Annotated in this window: 1 protein-coding gene; it reads right to left on the bottom strand. The window is 69.6% G+C overall.

What is annotated here, in order from left to right:
• Window positions 1-34: 34 nt before the first annotated feature.
• On the bottom strand, window positions 35-601 hold a 567-nt coding region (locus ADS77_RS21970), incomplete at its 5' end, for a c-type cytochrome (protein ID WP_152960669.1).

Raw genomic sequence — 601 nt, 5'->3', positions numbered from 1 at the left:
CCGACTGTGTGCAGATGCGCTGACCGAGACGGTCTCAGTGCAGGCCCAGCACGTAGTTGGCCACGGCCTCCATGTCGGCATCGCTCATCTTGCTGGTGATGTCGCGCATGATGTTGGCCGGATCATTGGCCCGCTCGCCGGAGGCGAAGGCCTGCAGGGTGGCCAGGGTGTACTCGGGATGCTGGCCGGAGAGCGCCGGGTAGACGGCGGTGCCGATGCCCTGGCCGGTGGGGGTGTGGCAGGCGGCGCAGGCCGGGATGCCCTTGGCCATGTCGCCGGCGCGATACAGTTCGCGGCCGCGGGCGACCAGCGCCTCGTCCGGGTCGGCCTGGCCCAGGGCCGCGTCCTTGTCGGCATAGAACTTGGCTACGTCCCAGGCGTCCTGGTCGGAGAAGTTGTCGACCTGGCCGGCCATCTGCGGCACCACGCGATTGCCGTCGCGGATGTCCATGATCTGCTTGGCCAGGTAGGAGGCCTGCTGACCCGCCAGGTTGGGGAAGGCGCCGGTGGGACTGATGCCCTCCTGGCCGTGACATGCCGCACAGGCGGCGGCCTTGTCGCGACCGGCTGCCGCATCGGCATCGGCCTCGAGGTCTGCGTG

It is taken from the genome of Pseudoalteromonas porphyrae, from assembly GCF_001298125.1.
In the GTDB taxonomy this organism is placed as follows: Bacteria; Pseudomonadota; Gammaproteobacteria; order Enterobacterales; family Alteromonadaceae; genus Pseudoalteromonas; species Pseudoalteromonas neustonica.
The sequence above is the reverse complement of the archived record's forward strand: the minus strand, read 5'-3'. Positions and strand labels throughout refer to the sequence as shown.